Origin of the sequence: Poriferisphaera sp. WC338 (assembly GCF_050931845.1) — a bacterium.
Lineage (GTDB): Bacteria > Planctomycetota > Phycisphaerae > Phycisphaerales > Phycisphaeraceae > Poriferisphaera.
In genome coordinates this window covers 334182-353587 of the sequence record NZ_CP194516.1, presented here as the reverse complement: position 1 = coordinate 353587, position 19406 = coordinate 334182, and the positions used below count along the sequence as shown (strand labels likewise).

At 49.3% G+C, this 19406-nt stretch carries 13 protein-coding genes; 9 read left to right on the top strand and 4 right to left on the bottom strand.

Annotation, left to right across the window (positions count from 1 at the left end):
* The first annotated feature begins 50 nt into the window (after window positions 1–50).
* The 3 genes from ACQ6WK_RS01425 to ACQ6WK_RS01415 all read left to right on the top strand — a co-directional run bounded on the left by ACQ6WK_RS01425 (window position 51) and on the right by ACQ6WK_RS01415 (window position 4713).
* The gene (locus ACQ6WK_RS01425; protein ID WP_432798960.1) at window positions 51–1886 is read left to right on the top strand and encodes a hypothetical protein; all 1836 of its coding nucleotides are present in this window, start codon (window positions 51–53) and stop codon (window positions 1884–1886) included.
* Between the two features lie 137 nt (window positions 1887–2023).
* Window positions 2024–3214: a glycoside hydrolase family 113 gene (locus tag ACQ6WK_RS01420; protein WP_432798959.1), complete on the top strand. Its 1191-nt coding sequence runs from the start codon at window positions 2024–2026 to the stop codon at window positions 3212–3214.
* Between the two features lie 206 nt (window positions 3215–3420).
* A complete protein-coding gene (locus tag ACQ6WK_RS01415) occupies window positions 3421–4713 on the top strand; it encodes a M14 family zinc carboxypeptidase (RefSeq protein ID WP_432798958.1) in 1293 nt (430 codons plus the stop codon).
* Between the two features lie 65 nt (window positions 4714–4778).
* On the opposite strand, the gene ACQ6WK_RS01410 is transcribed toward ACQ6WK_RS01415, so the two are convergent.
* From ACQ6WK_RS01410 to hemL, 3 genes are all read right to left on the bottom strand, one after another.
* Entirely contained in the window at window positions 4779–5816 is a 1038-nt protein-coding gene (locus ACQ6WK_RS01410; RefSeq protein ID WP_432798957.1) for an MBL fold metallo-hydrolase, read from the bottom strand.
* A gap of 159 nt (window positions 5817–5975) precedes the next feature.
* Window positions 5976–7619 carry a phosphoglycerate dehydrogenase gene (serA, locus tag ACQ6WK_RS01405; RefSeq protein WP_432798956.1) on the bottom strand — a complete coding sequence of 548 codons (1644 nt, stop codon included), beginning with the start codon at window positions 7617–7619 and terminating at the stop codon, window positions 5976–5978.
* 192 nt (window positions 7620–7811) lie between these two features.
* Window positions 7812–9128, bottom strand: a complete 1317-nt coding sequence (hemL, locus tag ACQ6WK_RS01400; protein ID WP_432800361.1) for a glutamate-1-semialdehyde 2,1-aminomutase — start codon at window positions 9126–9128, stop codon at window positions 7812–7814.
* Between the two features lie 307 nt (window positions 9129–9435).
* Between hemL and rpsO the strand changes: the two genes are divergently transcribed.
* The 5 genes from rpsO to ACQ6WK_RS01375 all read left to right on the top strand — a co-directional run bounded on the left by rpsO (window position 9436) and on the right by ACQ6WK_RS01375 (window position 16009).
* Entirely contained in the window at window positions 9436–9705 is a 270-nt protein-coding gene (gene rpsO, locus ACQ6WK_RS01395; protein WP_432800360.1) for a 30S ribosomal protein S15, read from the top strand.
* Window positions 9706–10194: 489 nt separating this feature from the next.
* The gene (locus ACQ6WK_RS01390; protein ID WP_432798955.1) at window positions 10195–12327 is read left to right on the top strand and encodes a polyribonucleotide nucleotidyltransferase; all 2133 of its coding nucleotides are present in this window, start codon (window positions 10195–10197) and stop codon (window positions 12325–12327) included.
* 380 nt (window positions 12328–12707) lie between these two features.
* A complete protein-coding gene (locus tag ACQ6WK_RS01385) occupies window positions 12708–12932 on the top strand; it encodes a cold shock domain-containing protein (protein ID WP_432798954.1) in 225 nt (74 codons plus the stop codon).
* A 379-nt stretch (window positions 12933–13311) separates the two neighbouring features.
* The gene (locus ACQ6WK_RS01380; RefSeq protein ID WP_432798953.1) at window positions 13312–14205 is read left to right on the top strand and encodes a sensor histidine kinase; all 894 of its coding nucleotides are present in this window, start codon (window positions 13312–13314) and stop codon (window positions 14203–14205) included.
* Between the two features lie 328 nt (window positions 14206–14533).
* Window positions 14534–16009, top strand: a complete 1476-nt coding sequence (locus ACQ6WK_RS01375; protein WP_432798952.1) for a glycosyl hydrolase family 28-related protein — start codon at window positions 14534–14536, stop codon at window positions 16007–16009.
* A 321-nt stretch (window positions 16010–16330) separates the two neighbouring features.
* Here ACQ6WK_RS01375 and ACQ6WK_RS01370 read toward each other — a convergent pair whose 3' ends face one another.
* Window positions 16331–16882 (bottom strand): DUF2617 family protein, encoded by a 552-nt coding sequence (locus ACQ6WK_RS01370; protein ID WP_432798951.1) that lies wholly within the window; start codon window positions 16880–16882, stop codon window positions 16331–16333.
* A gap of 604 nt (window positions 16883–17486) precedes the next feature.
* Between ACQ6WK_RS01370 and ACQ6WK_RS01365 the strand changes: the two genes are divergently transcribed.
* Window positions 17487–19394: a HEAT repeat domain-containing protein gene (locus ACQ6WK_RS01365; RefSeq protein WP_432800359.1), complete on the top strand. Its 1908-nt coding sequence runs from the start codon at window positions 17487–17489 to the stop codon at window positions 19392–19394.
* The last annotated feature ends 12 nt before the right edge of the window (window positions 19395–19406 follow it).

Sequence of the window (19406 nt, the reverse complement as noted above, 5' to 3'; positions counted from 1 at the left end):
ACCCACCCGCATCTTTTCCGGCAATATTCAGAGACAAGGAGTCCCACAAGATGACAACCCGGCCGAAACATAAACCGCTGGCCATCTGCCTGCTGACCATCCTGACCATGCTTATCAGTACCACCGCTCGTGCAGACGAGAAGATGCTGAACATGATCCCCAAAGACAGCAGCATGTTCATCGCGGTCCCCAACCTGGCAGACCTTAACGACAAGATCGCCAATCTATCAGAATCCACAGGATTGGCTGCCCTTGCACCAGAAACCACCAATCTCTTACAAATCTTTAAAAGCGAATCGCGTCTCGACACTGCAATGAACGACAATGGCTCGCTCATCTTCGTCGTCGGTACACTCACCGAAGATGGTCCAGATGAAGACACGGTCTTCCTCATGATCCCCGTCACTGACTACGATGCGTTCATCAAAGCAAAAGACGGCAACCCCAAAGATGAAGTCGCCGAAATCGCTATGGACGAACCCGGCGACGCATTTGCCCGCAAAGTCGGTGACTACGCGCTAATCAGCCCATCTGCCGATGCCGTCATCAACTATAAAGCTGGTGACGAAGGTGCCGCGCTCCTCAAGCGTGCCGGTGCACTTGGCAAAGCCGACCTCGAAAACGCAGATATTTTCGTTTATATCGACGCCGCAGCTGTCGCTAATTTTGTCGGCCCGAAAATCCTTGACGAAATGCAACGAAAGATGCAACAAGCAGTCGCCGAAGGCCTTGAAGGCGAAGAGGCCGTTGGTACTGAACAAAAAATGATGCAGCTCGCTCAAACAGTTCTCAAGACCGTCGAAGAAGAAGCTGAAGCATTTGTCCTCTCCGCTAAAGTTGAGCCCGCAGGCGTCCTCGGTTCATACTCCCTCGGATATAAACCCGGCGGCAAAATCAGCGAATACCTCCCCGGTGGCAAATCACAAGCAACTGCTATCTTGGCAGACCTCCCCGCATCACCCTATCTCTTTGCCTTCGCAACCGACACGAAAGCCATCAACATGGTCAAAGTCGTCGAGTTCACGGCCAACGTCATGGATGACACAATGGGTGACATGATGCCGGGTATGGGCAAGCTCTACCGTGATGCGATCCCCATGATCAAAAACATCGACGCATCAGCTTCCGTGCTCTATCCACCGAACATGATGGCACAAGCGATGGTCAATCAGGTGCAGATTTATAAAACCAAGGACAGCAAAAAATCACTCGAAGACATTAAGAATTACATGGCTGCTCTCGGCAACATCGAGTTCCCTCAACCCGGTGCAAATCAAGAAGAAGGAATGGGCGGAGGCGAGATGTCCTTCCAAACCACTTGGCGTGACAACGCACTTGAACTCGACGGCGCAACCGTTGCTCAATATTCCATGACCATGGTCATGCCTCCTGAAATGATGCAGCAAATGGGCCCCATGGCCATGATGATGAATCCTAACTACAACGGCTACATCGCCGCTAAGGGTGACTACATCGTGCAAACCACTTCGCTCGATCAGGCACAACTCAACGCAGCTCTGAACTCACTCGGCAAAGGTGGCGGTCTCGGCGCTCAGCCACTACTCGCCAACATCCGTAACAAGTTCCTTCCGGAAAACCCTGTGATGGAAGGCTATATATCTCTCGGTGGCATCGCAGAAGTCGCCAACATGTGGCTACCCATGATGGGTGCACCACCCATCGCTGCACCTGCCGACCTCTCACCCATCGCTATGGGCATGGGAATCCAAGACAACTCCACCGCAACCGTCCTGTTCATCCCTGCTGACAACATCAAGTTCGTCGTCGACACCGTCAACACCTTCCAACAAATGCAGCAGCAAGGCCCTGGCATGGGTGGCCCAGAAGGCGAGCCCGGCCAAGCCCCACCCGCACCTTACTATTAATTCAGTAATACGCTCAATCAACAACGCAATTTCAAACCCACACCGCCGTCGGTGTGGGTTTTTCTTTTCATCACACAATGATCCCACATGCCCAAAAACCCTAGCACTCTCTTTCTTACCTCGATACATTAAACACCATGATCCGCCTACTCCTTGTCCTCACCTTGCTCATCGTACTTGCGAATGTACTCATCGCACTAACACACATCACATCTTCTCCCTCTAAGCCCATTCACTCAACGGGTGAGAGCTTTATCTCAGACACAACAACACCCAACACTCAAATCCCCGGTCATCGCGAACCGCAGCAACCGAATAACACCACATTAAAATCCCTTCCCACCCTCCGCGGTTTCACCCTCAACATGTACCACACCGATGATGTCGGCATTTATATCCGCGCCATCGATCAGATCCATGCACTCGGCTGTAACGCCATCCAAATTAATACCCCTGTGTTTATGGAGAACTCTTCTTCTCCCACCATCGAACTTAAGACCGGCCCTGGCTTTGGCCCAACCGCCCAACATCTAACCGCAGTCCTGAACCATGCTAAATCTAAAGATCTCATCACTGCCCTCATGCCGCAAATCGATCTCTACAAACCACGCGGCAATGAATGGCGCGGCAAGATCCACCCTGAACGCTGGGAGCCTTGGTGGCAATCCTATCGCCAAACACAAAAACATTTTCTACAGATTGCATCCAATACAAACACCGACCTCTTTGCTGTCGGCTCCGAACTACTCACGACTGAAAAACCCACCTTCCTGTCTGACTGGCGAGCCACCATCGCCCGTGCCCGAGCCCAATTCACTGGCAAGCTCTACTACTCCACCAACTGGGATCACTACCACGCTCCTCCATTCTGGCACGACCTCGACTACATCGGCATCAACGGCTACTGGGATCTCACCGCCAACCTACCCGCCGACAAACAAGATGACCCAACTGCGTTATCTAATCGATGGTTAGACATCAAGCAATCCCTCATCCAATTCTCAACCCAAACCCAACGCCCCATCCTCTTTACCGAAGTTGGCTACCCCACCCTCCCTTGGGCGCTGTCCAAACCTTGGAACTACATCAATACCGACAACATCCCAGCCAACACCGCCGCCCAAGCCCAAGGCTATCAATCATTCCTCACTGCTTTCGCAGCCGATCTTAATCGGCAACAAAATTATCAATATAACAAACAACAACCTTTCGCCGGTGTCTTCTTCTTCAAATGGGATGTCTTCTCCAATGGCGGCCCCACCGATACCGGCTACAGCATCCAAGGTAAGCCCGCTGAAACCGTCCTCCGTAACTACCTCCAACCCTAAAACCACATTCTTCTCTCCTTCCCTGTGATCAAATCGCCACCAGCCCTATTCCATATCTGGCAATACGCCTGCTTTCTCCCCAAAAATTATCTCGCTTGAGTCAAATATTGTTATATAATTAAACAGCCAGATTACTTGGCACTTCTATATCTATCTGTTTTGAGATGACGATTCAAGCACCGTTCCGGAGCTTTGGGAGAGTATTCATGAGGCGTAACGCATTACCATATCTATTTTTAACGGTTATCACTACATTCTCACTCGCGACCACCAATCTCTCCGCTCAAATAACTTTCGACGCCAATTTCGATCACGGCTCCCTCAAATTTGGTTTCGTCTCCGGTATCTCAGGCGACTACATCCTCCAAGGCCGCAACAACTATTTCAGTTCAAATGAATGGCGCTGGCTCAACTTCAAAGTCTCAGGCGTACAAAACCTGACGCCTAACTTCTGGATCTCAGATGACTTCGCTGGCGGATCTTCCAGACTCAACGATCACCAAATGGTCTACTCCTACGATCAGAACAACTGGTTCTACTTCGACAACAACGGCCGCGATGGCAGCGGCGGCTACGAATTCTCAAACAACACCAACTTCACACAAGACAACGTCTACGTCGCATACGCTTTTCCCTATTCCTACGGCCGCGCAGCGCAGCACACCGCTTCCATTAAAAACAATCCTTATGTCCACGCCACGAATTCATCCAACAGTAATCTTATCATCGGTCAATCACCTGGCGGCATCGATGACATCGGTCGCACCATCGCGCCGCGCGACATGTTCGGCTACAAAATCACCGACACATCATCCAGCGCGCCGAAAAAGAAAATTGTTCTTGCCTCAGGTTTACATGCCAATGAAGTGCTTGGCAACCACACACTCGAAGGCATGATCGACTTCCTACTCAGCGATGATCCGCGTATGCAAACGCTTCGCAAACACGCAGAATTTTTTGTGTACCCAATGCTGAATCCGGATGGTCGTTTTGCAGGATTAAACCGCTCAACGGTTGAAAATATTGATGAAGACCCAAACCGCGATTGGAATCCTGATAACTATGATGCACATGAAGACATTCGTGTATCCGGTGACGCCATGATCGCTGACACCGGCTCTGATGTTGATTACTTCATTGATTTCCACTCGACTATCCCCACCGGTGCACAAGCCGACTTTGGTTTTATTGAATATGAAAAAGGTCATCGTGATGATCCATTCTGGATTGCACTCACCGCACTTGAACCTGATCTTAAATCAACCGATTCATCTTCCACAGGTTGGACCAGCGCAAACTTTGGCGATTGGCAACTTGGCGCGGAATTCGATATGACATTCGAAACCATGTTCGGCTTAAACCGCGATCAGTCTTACTACACTGAACTCGGTGAATCATTCGCACTTGCTTTTGCGGATGCACTAAATCCCATGCCCGAACCAACATCAATCATGTTGCTTGGCCTTGGCGGATTATTACTAAACAGAAGAAGAGCATGATCGATCATCATTGGTGATTTCTAACACTTCAAGGCAAATCTAAAATTCAACACGCAATCGCAGGGTTATGATGGCACGACCCATCGCCAAATGATCGGTTGCCATTGATAGGCATCGCCAACTGCGCGGAAGTGACCGTTTGCCGGGAACGGCAAGTGCGAACCGGAGGTGTATAAACGCTCATCGGCGGCGCGCTTTAAGATCGCATTTCTTGTCTTCGCGGCTTGAACAGGGAATGTATCAAATGCGATGTGCCAGTTCGGATGCGGTGCCTGCAATTGCACCACATGAACTGTGTCGGCAATGTAGATCATTTTTTCTTCCCGGCTACTGATTTCCAAACCGCTATGCCCGGGTGTGTGCCCCGGCGCGAAAATCAGTTTGATACCCGGCGCGATCTCCGCATCATCATTCAAAAATTCCCAGCGTCCTTCATATACTTTGCTTACATTTTGCGCCTTGGCAATTGTGTTTTTGCGTGCAACTTCGGGAATGCCAGTCTGACTAAGATCAGGATTGCCGTTCCAGAAATCGTATTCTCTTTCGTTAATCAAAACTTTTGCGTTTGGATATGCGATTCCCCCTTCTGCATTAAGTAGGCCACCGATATGGTCCCCGTGCATGTGCGTAATGAATACAGTATCGATTTGTGTTTCATCAAGATCGAGTCTTTTTAAATGCCTTGCCACAAGCCCGAGGTTAGGCAAACCATCTGGCCCCACACCTGTATCAACAAGAATAGTTCGGCCGTTCCCGCGTATCAAAAGTGCATTGATTTGCAGAGGCACTTTGCCCTGATTCATAAATTGGTCATGCAGCGCCGTGTTTAATTCATCTGTAGGTACTTTAGGAAAAAGGAATGATGGCTCTGCTTGGCCACCACCGTCTGAAATAAGTGTGAGGTGGTAGATGCCAATCCTGAATTGATAGAAGCCGGCACCTTGGTGGTTGTCGGTCATTGTTTCGGGCGTTTCTTGTTTGGCGGCCTGGGCTCGGAGTATGTTTGGCAAACTTGTCACTGCAAGCGCACCAGCACCAAGCGCCCCGATGAGCGCGCGGCGGGAGATTGGGGCTGAGGTCAATGCGTTTGTGTTCTTCTTCATCAGTGGCTCCATACTAGATTATTGGACCGGGGTGGCCGATGTTCTTTCTTTATCGTGCAATCTTATGGTGATGTCACGATTTTCTCTGTTGGCAATATCCCAAAGAAAAACCCACAAGCTGGTGCCTATGGGTTTTTTGAATGTGATCTTGATCTTGGCTTATGTGCCATTGGTTGCAGGCAAATTAATTGCTGCAGTCTTGAGGATGCCATCTTTAGATTTGATGGCATCAAGCTGTGCTTCGGTAGGCTCGCTATCGACTTTAAGCACCATCATGGCGGTGGTATCACGACGAGAGATGGCCATGTCGGCGATGTTGACGTTTTCACCGCCAAAGGTTGTGCCGACGAGACCAATCATGCCGGGGCGGTCTTCGTTAAGCAGGATGACCATTGGACCTTCGGGGATCATATCCATGAAGTAACCGTTGATCTCGACTATACGCGGCTTAAGGTCATCATAAACACGGCCGGTGATGCGGCGGACTTTATCACCTTCTTTGGTTTCTGAATCAACAGCGCCTTGTGGGCCTTTAATTTCAAAGGTTAGACCGGGCTGCACTTTTTCATCATCACAAAGTGTCGTCGTGACTTTGATGCTGCGAGCCTCAGCGACTTGGTTGACGTTGATGATGTTGACGGGGTCGGTGAGATGGTTTTCAAAGATCCCGACGAGTGCGGTGCGTTCGATCATCGATGACGCTGCGGCAAGCTCTTTACCGGTGAGACCGATGGAAACTTCGGAGATACCACGCGTGATCATGGGGCTAATAAGCTTGGCCATGCGACCGGCAAGGTCAACATACTTCTCTTGCAGATCGCTGAGGTTGATCTTGAGATTCCCCGCATTCACAGCGCCGACGATACCATCACCACGAAGGTAAGTCAGACAGTTTTCAGCTGCGTCGACAGAAACCGCCTGCTGCGCTTCTTTGGTTGAAGCCCCGAGGTGCGGTGTGATCAAGATTTGTGGGTGGTTGCGCAGTGGGTCATCTTCAGCGGGTGGTTCACTTGTGAACACATCAAGCGCCGCCGCGGCAACCTTGCCCGACTCAACAGCCTCGAGTAAATCAGCTTCATCGACAACACCACCGCGTGCGGCATTGACGACATATAAACCATCACGGCAGAGCTTGTAGGTTTCTTTGTTGAGCATGCTACGAGTTGCATCATTAAGCGGCACGTGGAATGAAAGAATGTCTGCGTGCGGCAGAATGTCTTCGAAGTTTTTGAACATTTTCACGCGGCCATCAAGCATGGTTTCTGCATTGATGAATGGATCGTATGCAACCACATCCATGCCGAATGCGAGCGCACGCTCTGCGAATGTTTGACCGATGCGGCCGAAACCAACAACACCAACTGACTTACCATGAAGTTGACGACCCGTGAATTTGTTACGGTCCCACTTGCCTTCGGTCATGCCTTTGTAAGCAGGGCCAACATTACGCAAGAGTGACATCATCAGTGCGAAGGCGTGTTCGGCTGTGGTAATGGTTGATGCAGCAGCGGTGTTAACGACGAGGATGCCCTTTTCAGTAGCGGCTTTAAGGTCGATGTTATCGACACCGACACCTGCTCGAGCGATGACTTTAAGTTTGCCGGGGTTCTCGAGAATTTTCGCTGTGACCTTGATGCCGGAACGCACGATCATCGCGTCGCAATCCTGAATGAGGGTTGCGTATTCTTCTTCTGAAAGACCGGGTTTGTTAACAAGTTCGCAGTCTGACTGATCGGTGATGAAGTCCAGACCTTCCTGCGCAAGCTTGTCAGCCGCGAGGACACGAAAAGTAGAAGTGCTCATTTGATTGCTCCGATTCGTGGAGGGTGAATGAGGGAAAATAAGACCGTGATTCGGCGAACGATTGCCGGGCGGTCACAAAGCTTCTGGTATTAAATTGTGAATGGGGCATTGTACCGAGATGCGCGGCCTGAAGGAAACGCACAGGATGATGTCTTGTGTGTTTAACGCATTTCTCGTTTTTGCAATCTTTGATTACATCGCGGCGACAGCGGCAAAAGCTTTGGCGGCTGCGGCGAAAGTCACATCGAGAGCGGCTTGATCATGTTCGGTAGAAACAAACCAGGTTTCGAATGCGGAAGGAGCGAGAATCACACCCTGATCGAGCATAACGGAGAAGAATGTGGAGTACTTTGCGGTATCACAGGCCACAGCATCTTCATAGTTATGCACTGGCGAGTCAGAGAAGAAAAGGCCAATCATGGAGCCGACACGTGTGGTGTACACGGGAACGCCAGCATCGGAGGCTATTTTCTTGAGGCCGATTTCGAGCGCGTTGCCAATTGATTCGAGCTTTGCATAGGCATCTGTGCTGAAAAGTGTTTCGAGTGTGGAAAGCCCCGCGGCCATAGCGAGTGGGTTTCCGGAGAGTGTGCCGGCTTGATAGACGGGGCCATCCGGAGCAACTTTGCGCATGAGATCTTCACGACCACCGTAAGCAGCACAGGGCAAACCACCGCCAACAACTTTGCCGAGGCAGGTCAGGTCTGGGGTAATGTTATAAATAGATTGTGCACAACCTTTAGCGACGCGGAATCCGGTCATAACTTCGTCAAAAATGAGAAGCGTGCCGTGCTTATCGCAGAGATCGCGGAGAGTCTGGAGGTAGTTTTCTTGTGGTGGGATGCAGCCCATGTTGCCAGCAATTGGCTCTATGACCAGTGCGGCAATATCGTTTTCGGCGAGCGCTTTTTCGGCTGTGGGGATGTCATTGAACGGAATAAGCACTGTGCCGGCAGTGATTTGTGCGGGGACACCGGGGGATGAGGGAACGCCAAGGGTGGTGGCACCGGAGCCTGCCTGGACGAGCAGTGAATCGGAGTGGCCGTGGTAGCAGCCAGTACATTTGATGATCTTGTCTCGAACTGTGGCGGCACGAGCGAGGCGGATCGCAGACATCACGGCTTCAGTGCCGGAGTTTACAAATCGAACCAAATCGATCGCAGGCACTGCATCCACAATAGTTTGCGCGAGTTGTGATTCAAGTTCGGTGGGCATGCCAAAAGACCATCCAGAACGCAACACTTTAGACATTGCTGCAGCAGCAGGTTCGGGAGTGTGTCCGAGGATAAGCGGGCCGTATGAGAGTACATAATCAATGTAAATATTGCCATCTATGTCAGTTACGGTCGCTTTATCGCCAGATTTGATGGTGACGGGGATGCGTCCGACAGCTTTATAGGCTCTAACGGGTGAAGAAACCCCACCAGGCATAATTTCTTGCGCCCAAGTATTTGCTTCTAATGACTTTGCGTATCTGGAAGCTTGATCCGTGGTTGTAATTTCACTCATGAAGGGAAGTGTACCAAGTTGCAATGGCTGAGGCATCTGTCATTACCGAAGAATGATGCTTGAAGTGTGAAGGGTTACGGATATTTCCTGCAGATGAGCGATGAATGGGTGTCTTTGCTATGATACGGTGCTCACGGATGAGCTGGCCTGAAATGGGCTGGGCGCAGATTGCCTTGCGCGAGATGGATTGATACACTACCAGATTCCTTTGGCGAGAAATCTGCGCGATCGTTACCAGATTGGCTGGCGACGAAATTGCAAGCGCACTTTTTTCCCGAAACCCGAAACTAGTGAAGAGACAGACCTTATGTCGATTACCGCTGAGAAAAAGCAGTCCGTGATTAGCGAATTTAAGCAAGGTGAGAACGATTGTGGATCGCCGCAGGTTCAAGTTGCCGTGCTGACAGAGCGCATCAACAACTTGACCGAGCACATGCGTGAACACAAGCATGACTTTGCAACCCGCAAGGGCCTGCTAGGCATGGTTTCCAAGCGAAACCGTTTGCTGCGTTACGTTGAAAAGAATGATTATGCAGCCTACCGTGATTTAATTGCAAAATTAGGCCTGCGTAAGTAATTCAGACGATGCAGATCTAGACGTTTTACCGCGTGCCTGCGGTATATTTGTGGCGAAGCTGCAATAAACGCAAGGCCGCGTAGAACGGGTCAGGCGCAGGTTGGACCCGTTCGGGGAGTAGACGACAGCTGGCTGACTGTACCGGCTGCGCACCAGATAGAATCGAAGCACGAATCACTACGTGATTGAAAAAGTTTATGTAAGCTAAATTTTTTGACCTGTGACGTGATTTCTCACTTTTATTCGGCGCGTTCGTACAGCAAGCCTCCTGTCCTCTGCTTCTTTCAAGAAGACACAACCTCAGGGGCACGAACTAAAGTATTCATAAGCAATATGAAGTCATCCTCGCGGCGGATCATTCTGAGACGCCCATGTTCTGCACAACAGGAGTCGGTGTAAGAGCCCGGCCGCAAAACAAACAGGATTGATGTCAGCCCTTTAAAATCATCAAGCAGAAAATATACAGGTAAAAAAACAAGGAATATTATCATGGCAGAGCACCGCGTTGAACTAGAAATCGGTGGACGTACGCTGAGTATTGAAACGGGGAAAATCGCGAAACAGGCCGATGGCGCGGTACTGGTGCAATATGGCGAGACAGTCGTCTTGGGCACAGCTGTTCATGCTGAACCACGTGAAGGTATCGACTTCTTCCCACTCACTGTGGATTACCGCGAAAAGCTAACAGCAGCGGGTAAATTCCCGGGCGGTTTCCGAAAGCGTGAAGGCGCACCGAACCAAAAAGAAATCCTAACGATGCGTAACATCGACCGTCCAATTCGGCCGCTGTTCCCGAAGGGCTACTTTGATGAAGTTCAAATTCAGTGCTGGGTACTCGCATACGACGGCCAAAACGAACCAGATGTGCTCGCAGGTATTGCTGCGAGTGCGGCACTTTCCATCAGCTCGGTTCCTTTCCAAGGTCCAGTTGGTAATGTGCGTGTGGGACGTATCGAAGATGATTTCGTCATCATGCCAACTGTTGCTCAAGACGAGTACAGTGACCTTGATATGCTTCTCTGCGGTCACAATGACGGCTTGAACATGATCGAAGTGGGCAGCTATGAAATTCCTGAAGATGAAATGCTTAAGGCGATTGAATTCGGCTACGAGCATGTCAAGCAAGTTGTCGGCCTGATCGATGAACTCGTTGCGAAGTGCGGCAAAGAAAAGATTACTCCAGAACCAAACATCAGTGATGAAGTTCGCGAAATCGTTGCAAAGTTTGCAGACCCACTACGTGCAGCGAAAACCACTGAAGGCGATAAGGCTCTCCGTTCTACTGCAGTGAAAGAAGCAACCAAGAAGTTCCTTGAAGAAAACTTCCCAGAGCCTGCTGAAGATGCTGGTGTTGGTGTGTTTAACAAGTGGAAGAACGATTTCAAGATGGCAAAGAATGCCATTCACGATCTCGAAGAAGATATTACTCGTGTGATCATTCGCAGCGGTTCACGTACTGACGGCCGCAGCTTTGATGAACTGCGTGACATTGGTTGCGAAACGGGCTTGCTCCCACGTGTTCACGGCTCTGGCCTATTCTCACGTGGCGAAACACAAGCACTCGTGACTGCAACACTCGGCACAACCAAGAACGAGCAAATCGTTGATGGTCTTGGTGAAGAATACAGCGAAAAATTCTATCTGCACTACAACTTCCCGCCATTCTCAGTTGGTGAAGCAAAGCGCATCATGGGTCCGGGCCGCCGCGAAATCGGTCACGGCATGCTTGCACAAAAAGCACTCATGCCTGTGATGCCTGAAGTCGAGGACTTCCCATACACCGTGCGTTTGGTTTCAGACATTATGGAATCTAACGGTTCAAGCTCTATGGCTTCAGCTTGCGGTGGCTGCCTTGCCCTGCTGAATGCTGGTGTACCACTGACAGCAACGGTTGCAGGTATTTCTATTGGCATGATCCAAGCCGATGAAGACGGGCAGGAAGATATCTTCTTGACCGATATTCAAGGTGAAGAAGATCACTTCGGCGACATGGACTTTAAAGTGACTGGTTCACGTGAAGGTATCACAGCAATCCAACTCGACCTGAAGATCCGTGGCCTGAACATGGAACAAATTGCTAAGACATTTGAATTAGCGAAAAAGAACCGCATCGAGATCATCGAGAAGATCGAAGCGGCACAACCTGAGCCAGCTGAACTTTCACAATACGCACCACGCCTGCTTTCAACGAAAATCCATCCGGACAAGATCGGTAAGTTGATTGGTCCTGGCGGTAAGACGATCCGCGGTCTCGAAGCAGACACCGGTGCCACGATCGAAATCGAAGAAGACGGTACTGTTCTGATCAGTGCTGTCGGCGGCGGCAAAGCTGAGAAAGCACTCGAAGAAGTCGAGAAGCTTTGCGAAGAAGTAAAGGTTGGCCAGCTTTATAACGGTACCGTCAGCAGCGTTCGTGACTTCGGCGCATTCATCGAAGTCATCCCCGGACAGGACGGGCTCTGCCACATTTCAGAATTGGCAGATGGTTTTGTGGAAAACGTGCAGGACGTCGTCAAGGTCGGCGACAAAGTTCGCGTCAAAGTCATCAACATCGACGAGCAAGGCCGTGTGAAGCTGTCAAGAAAAGCTGCGATGCTTGATGAGCAAGAAGCCACAAAATAAAGCTTTCGTTTAAGCGCACAATTAAGTATATTGTTACAGTCGAAACGCGTCCTTTAAGTCGTGGGTAAGGGCTCACGCAGGCTCATGCGCTCAGCCGGTGTTGATGAGCGCGGGGATTCCCTCTCCCGAGGGGGATGTCGTTGGTTCATGTCGATACCAGCGATTCTTTCGAGACATGGGTTCATGTTTTGGTGTGGTACTTGAGTCGTTAGTGACAAATTTAGTGGGTTGCATGTCGTCAACATTTCACAGATTGATCATGTACGGTCTGCTAATTGATCGGGGACGCATTTTTTGAGCATGGGGCTCTAAGAGCACCATCATCTCTCAAGTACTTCGTCATCATGAAGTGACCTGTGTTTTCATGAGGAGACTCTGCTATGTCAACTCGTGGTCAGGTTAAATGGTTTGATCCTAAAAAAGGGTATGGTTTTATTACCGGCCCTGAGGGTCAGGACGTTTTTGTTCACTACAGTCAAATCCAAGGTGATGGCTTCCGCTCACTTAAAGATGGTGAATCTGTAGATTACGAGCTTGTTGAGTCCGACAAAGGCTGGCAAGCACGTACTGTTGAACGCGTCAAAGAAAAGACCGCTACTGCATAGCTGGCGGCCATCGTTTTGCTATGACATCTGATGTTGTGAGTGCGAGTCATTCCACCATGTGGTGCTGTGCAATCAAAAGCATAGCCGGTGGGGCTGACCGCCCGCCAAGATTGCGGGAACGACCAGCGGCATCCATTGCTTTTTTATTGCACAGCTAATGTGTTGCCGGTTTTTTATGATCCTCTCCGATTTCGGGCTACCCGGGCGTAAACCCTTCCTTTGATTCAAGCTTCTACAATTAAACCAGATGGTGCATTTCGCTTTACGAAGCGACGGTTTTGCATGCGTAAACCCGCCGCAACACCATGGCCAGAGCCAAGTACCTGTGCTCATCGCCTCGACGATAAGCACAGCAAGATATGACGTGCAGCATCCACCTATGTATTCTTTGGATATGTTGACTGCTTTTTTCATTGGTATAGCGATTGGTATCGCTGCAACAGTCCCCGCCGCTTGGTGGTGGAGCCGCAAGATCGAAAGGCGTATGCGCGTCCTCGCACAGGCTGCGCGGCGCAGCGAACGTCTTGCTGAACTTGGCACCATGACAAGCGGCCTCGCCCACGAGATAAAAAACCCGCTCTCAACCGTCGGACTGAACATCCAGCTTCTCCATGAAGATCTGGACGAGATTATCAAACGTCTACCCCGCAACGCCGAAACCGGCAGCCAAACAGACGAAGAAATCGCTCGCGTACAGCGCAGGTTTGGATCACTCGGCCGAGAAACACAACGCCTCAAAGACATCCTCGAGGATTTCCTCCGCTTTGCTGGTCGCGTCCAGCTCGACCCAAAAATTACCGACATCCACGAACTCATTGGTGAACTGATCGACTTCTTCGCACCTCAAGCCTCCGAAGCTGAAGTCAATCTTCGCACGCAATTGGCCGCCAACCCCAGCCGCATCAAAATCGACGGCCCGCTACTCAAACAATCACTGCTCAACCTCATGATCAACGCGGTGCAGGCCATGGTCGAAGCCCGCGAAAAAAACATGCCCCACGGCGGTGCCAGCGAACTCATTATCCGCACCGACTGTGAGAAAGAGATGGGCCAAAACACCCTATCTATCCATGTGATAGACACCGGCCCTGGTATCAGCAAAGAATCAAAGGAAAAGATTTTCCAGCCGTACTTTTCGACAAAGAAAGGCGGCACTGGCTTGGGGCTACCTACATCACGTCGAATCGTTGAAGAACATGGCGGACACATGGATGTACACGCCGAAGTAGGCAAAGGAACCGACTTCGTCATCGTCCTGCCAATTGGGGAGTAAAGGTCCCTGACACCTTATCCTCAACTTATCTTCACTTATTTTGTTCACGATTCTTGCCGCCATCTATGGCAACTCCAACTGCGCACATAACAATAGAACCAATCATCAAAGTATTGTGCTATAGATAGCGTAGATCATCCTATTGAATGTTATTGATTAAGGATGCAGCAATGTCTAGCATAATAGGCATGTTGGAAGTAACCATCATCATCTTGTAACTCACATTTTTGAATTTGACACTTAGTTTCTAACACGATCTTACCCGCATGAACTCAGTATGACCGCAGGTCAGCTGCCATGCTATATACTTTGCTTACAGGAAAATAGTATGCCTATCACTTCATCGTCTACTCCTCGGTTATGGCTATCCTTAGTTTTCTTCATCGCTTTATCAACAACCACATTTGGCGAACCCATTAACGTGCTTGATCATGGGGCAGACCCCACAGGTGCAACATTCTCACGAGACGCGATTCAAACAGCACTCAACATTGCAAGAACGACTCAACAGAAGGTGTATATACCGGCCGGTACGTATGTTATTGAACAACACATTAACGCTTATACAGAAATTATTGGCGACGGCATGGGTCGCACAATATTGGTATTCGACAACAGATTCGATGTCTTTAGCGGCAATGCAAAAGGCATGACCTTTGGATCTGATGGTAAAAAACATGTGCAAGTCGGCATTTCTGATGCCACCATTTTAATCAAGGGAAACAATGGTGGGGTTTGCTTGAACACAGCATCTCAAATGAGCGAGTATTTCCACCAGCAAATAAAGTATGTATTCAAGAACCTGTCATTCTATGATTGGCAAAGCCATAAATTCGGTTTCAATAATTACACAACCCATGCATGGTCAAAGTATATCGCGCTACGCAGTTGCCAAGGTGTATCAATGGAGAATATTTACATTCGTGGCAATTATCGCCCTGAACAATCAGAGCAAAGCCAATTTGATTCAACCGGTATTTATATGGATGCGCGTAACCCCACAGGAAACTCCACTGCTGTTTTAAACCCCCGCCTTCGTGGTCTATATATAACCTCATGCAAGTATGGAATAGAACTCGGGGCAAGAACATTCGCCTTCATTCAAGATGTTGATATTGCAAGATCATGGGTGGGTATTCATAACACAAATGCAGCAGCGATCGTTCCTGAACTGATTTACTCTGAAATATTCATAGATAATGCTGCCATTAATGCTCAAAAGTATGGTGTACATTTCCAGGAAATCACACGCGTAAATTTTTCAAACAGTTTTGTTAATCGGCATAAGGATGGTGACAACAATCCATACACAGGAAACTGGATTGGGTATTATCTTCAACATGTAAACAAATCTATGTTTACCAATCTCACGGCACAAGCAAGAGAAAATACGGCCGTGTTAAATTCAAAAGGAATGGTACTTGAAGAATGCGCCAATGTCGCCATTGCAAATTTTGTAGCCGGCCATTTTCTAGATACCGCCGTTGAGCTTCAAGATTGTCACGGCCTCATGCTTAGCACAAGCTTGCAAAACTATAATGTGACAAATCCCAAAGGAGTCGTATTTATGGGATCGACTCAGCACAGTAACGTGCGGATATCAAAACTCGGCTCATTTAATGGATTGGAATACTCATTCCTAGACAATACTGCAGAAAGAAATAATACCGTTACAAGTACGACCAAAAACACGGTTATGCCGGGATTGACGATTACAGATATTAAAGAAAGATCTAGCCACCCCAGTTTCTATCGGATGGTATACATCGACAAGAGTACGGGCGAGCTATATACCAAAGACTAATCTGTTGATGTCTAATCCAAAATACAGCTTCTCTAATTTCATGAAATCCAACGACTCACTTGTTGCTACGAACAAGTATCACGAAACTGATTGAATCTCGTGCTGCCATTGTCGCGGAGCAAATGATTCTGTTTATCGTCCATCATTAACTGCACACAATCAAATAAAAGAAAAAACGCTGCCTCGATGAGGACAGCGTTTTTTCTTTTATCGTTTATAGATTGTTTTGAAACCGCGGCTATTGTGCAGAATACCCTTTAACATCTGCGCATTGTTGGTGAAGGATCAGCACCAGCACAGATACATGGTTCAATCAAGCCATTACGCTTCGGTGATTTCGAAGATCGACTGCGTACGCAAGATCGTCGTATTTGAACCGAGCATGTGGTAACTCTGAACATGGAACTCTTTGCGATACTTCTGTGTGTCTACGACAGTGAGACAAGGTGTGCCATTCGGGGCAGCAAACTTGTGGGAGATCGCACCAGTCTCGCGGGCGAAATCTTCCATCTCACGCATAGTGGCAATGTACAGGTTCTCGGTCAGCGATTCGGTCTGAATCGTGGTGACATAACCAATACCAGCATCGTCAGCATCACGTTCATAGTCCTTCTCACCAATACAGGGGATCGCATGCACCAAACCGTGCTCAGGCAAGTGATCGCCACGATCGACGATAACTTCTGAGAGCAACTGATCGTCGTACTGGAAACGGACGACGTGGCCGTAGTTGGTGATCCATGACTCAACTTCATAATCCCCGTGCCGCTCGGTGCGACGTGCGTGGAGATTAAAAAGTTCGGGGTGCATGGGTCTGCGGTAGAGCATCAGGCGAAAAACCTGCGCGCTGGATGTCTTATGACTAGCACTCATAACAATCCTTCTTTCAAAAGGTTTCCATGCAAAACAGCGAGTCGCCTCGAAAAATTGCATGCAAAAAATTATTCTATTTTGATATCAGGCCGGACGAATGACCTGGCGGGGCTGCCAGACCGTCACTATCGCCTCTTTACAGAAGGGCCACACTCAGAGGGGTCTGACATTGCTTATCAGTTTGTCACTACTGATTCTTTTCATGTACGAGTCGCATTATAGTGATGGGCGGTCCCATGAGAACCCCCTTTTATGCCATTTTCTGACGTTTTTTAGGTTCCAAACGGATTATGAGGTCGAAAGTGCCCATTCTGGTGGTTTCTGGCCGATAAAATGTGCAGTCCTGTGAACAGAGGGCAGATAGGAAAGAACCACTATAATCGCAAGAGTCTTGAATGGGCTAACCTTTTGCGAGCGTACGGTTTTGTGACTATGAGGTGAATCTAAGTCTGATACGATTTGTGGAAAAGTCTTTTCTGTCTCCCAAGTAACGGCAGTCGTATGGCCGCAATGGGATAAATCTGTACCGGGCGGGGATAGATCGTGAGAAGTTTGATCCATGTTAGCTGCTAGGCAAATTGCCTGGGGCGGGTCCTTGAAATCAATGAATGCCGCCATTCTTGATCGGGTGATGCAGATTGATGACGTTGTCGTTGATCGAGCCATGTCTGATGCGCTGGGGACCGCCGAGGGAGACGAGCTAGATGGCATCTGTGCGACACTGTTAAGCCGCCGAACGATGGAAGGCATGACGGGGCTGATTTTACATTTCCACCTGCTGCCGGTGGACATTCGCCAGACAATTCTGGAGCAAGTAGGAGATCTGTTCAGCCCATTGCGTCAAGCTGCAAGCAAACGGAACACCGAAGGCCCTGCGAATGTGGTGCGGATCGTTGAACAGAGCCAGACAACGCGACTGTCCTATCTGATTGCTGAACAACTGCGGCACGGAACAGATGAACTCCGTGATGCTGCGGCATATTGCTTTTTGAGTTTAGCACATGCCTGCAATACCTCGGATGCGGTGGAGACATCATCGGGAATGACGGAGGATATGCCTACGGTCACGCAATGCGTCGATCCTCTTAACAGTACATATCTTGAAAAAACCGTGGATGAAGCAGTCGTGATGTACGACACACATATGCATCCAGGGATCTTGCTCGCACTTTGCGCACTACTACCAAAACCGATGCGAGAAGCGCTGCATGCCATTAAACAAGAACACCACTCGGCGGTGAGCCCATTACAAAGTTTGGCTCGACAGGCAGATGAGATTGAGATCCGCCGAGCGATGATGATCTTACTGGGGCTGCCTACCATGTTTAGCGCAGCACTTGATGGTCTTCGCCAAAGTATTGCCATGGGGCGGTTTGAAGATTGCTTATCGAATTGGAGCATGCTAAAGACAAATGCAGTATACGGGCATCTTAATTCCTTACGGCAAGGCCATGCACTTTGGCCGGGAGCGAGTCGAGTCGCACAGATGCAACAGCATGCCCGACGCGGCGCAGTGGTATGGTTGGATTCATTACCGATCCGTGGCCAGGAGAAAGCAGACCTGCTGGTGGAGATGAAAAGCCACGAAGATGATTGTGTTCGATTGTTTGCACTACGAGGCTTGCTCTCTCTTACTAAAGAACAGAGGCAGGACACGATCGATGATGCGATTGCACAATTTGCAGCTGATCCGGTAGTAGAAATCGCGAGAATTGCGCTGTGGTATTTACATCGGGTGAAATATAAAGGGCTAGCAAAGGTACTTGCCACGCTGGTTAACAGTGAACATGAACAAATACGAACACTCGCGGGCAAACATCTGGCTCCGCTTGGCTTTAAACGGTTGTGGGATCAATGGGAAAACATGGCCCAAGATAAACGGATGGCGGCAGGACGTGCACTTTTAAAAATTTCGCTTAACTTTCATCATGAACTCAGCGAGAAGCTTTCGGAACGCGATGTGAACAGCCGACTGCGTGCGGTATCGATGATTGATGTGCTGAACCAAGGTGAGTTTTTCGAAAAACAGCTCGTGCAGCTAACCTATCACATGGATGAGCGAGTTCGCGCAACAGCAGTCAAAGCACTTGGTGAAGGACAATCGCGCGAGGCAATCCGTGCGATTGAGCAAGCGCTTAGCAGTGAAAATGATCGTGTCCGAGCAAATGCCATTGAAGCTATCGCAGCCTACCAAACAGATACAGTGGTAGAAAAATTGCGTGATCTTGCCGCGGATGATGGTAATCGAGCCCGTGCCAATGCGATAGGCGTACTCATGCAACATGATCCGGACGGTGCGATGGGTGAACTGAAGAAAATGCTGAATGATCCACGAAAAGCACATCGAACCAGTGCACTTTGGCTGGTAGAAACGTTGGGATTAGTGCAGGCATCACGAGATGTCGCGGAATTATCAATCAGTGATCCGGATGCAAAAGTAAAGAACCGCGCAGACCGGGTCATCCAAGAGCTGATGAAACTGATGAGTGAAGGAAACAAAGTAGCAGACTAATGCTACATGGAT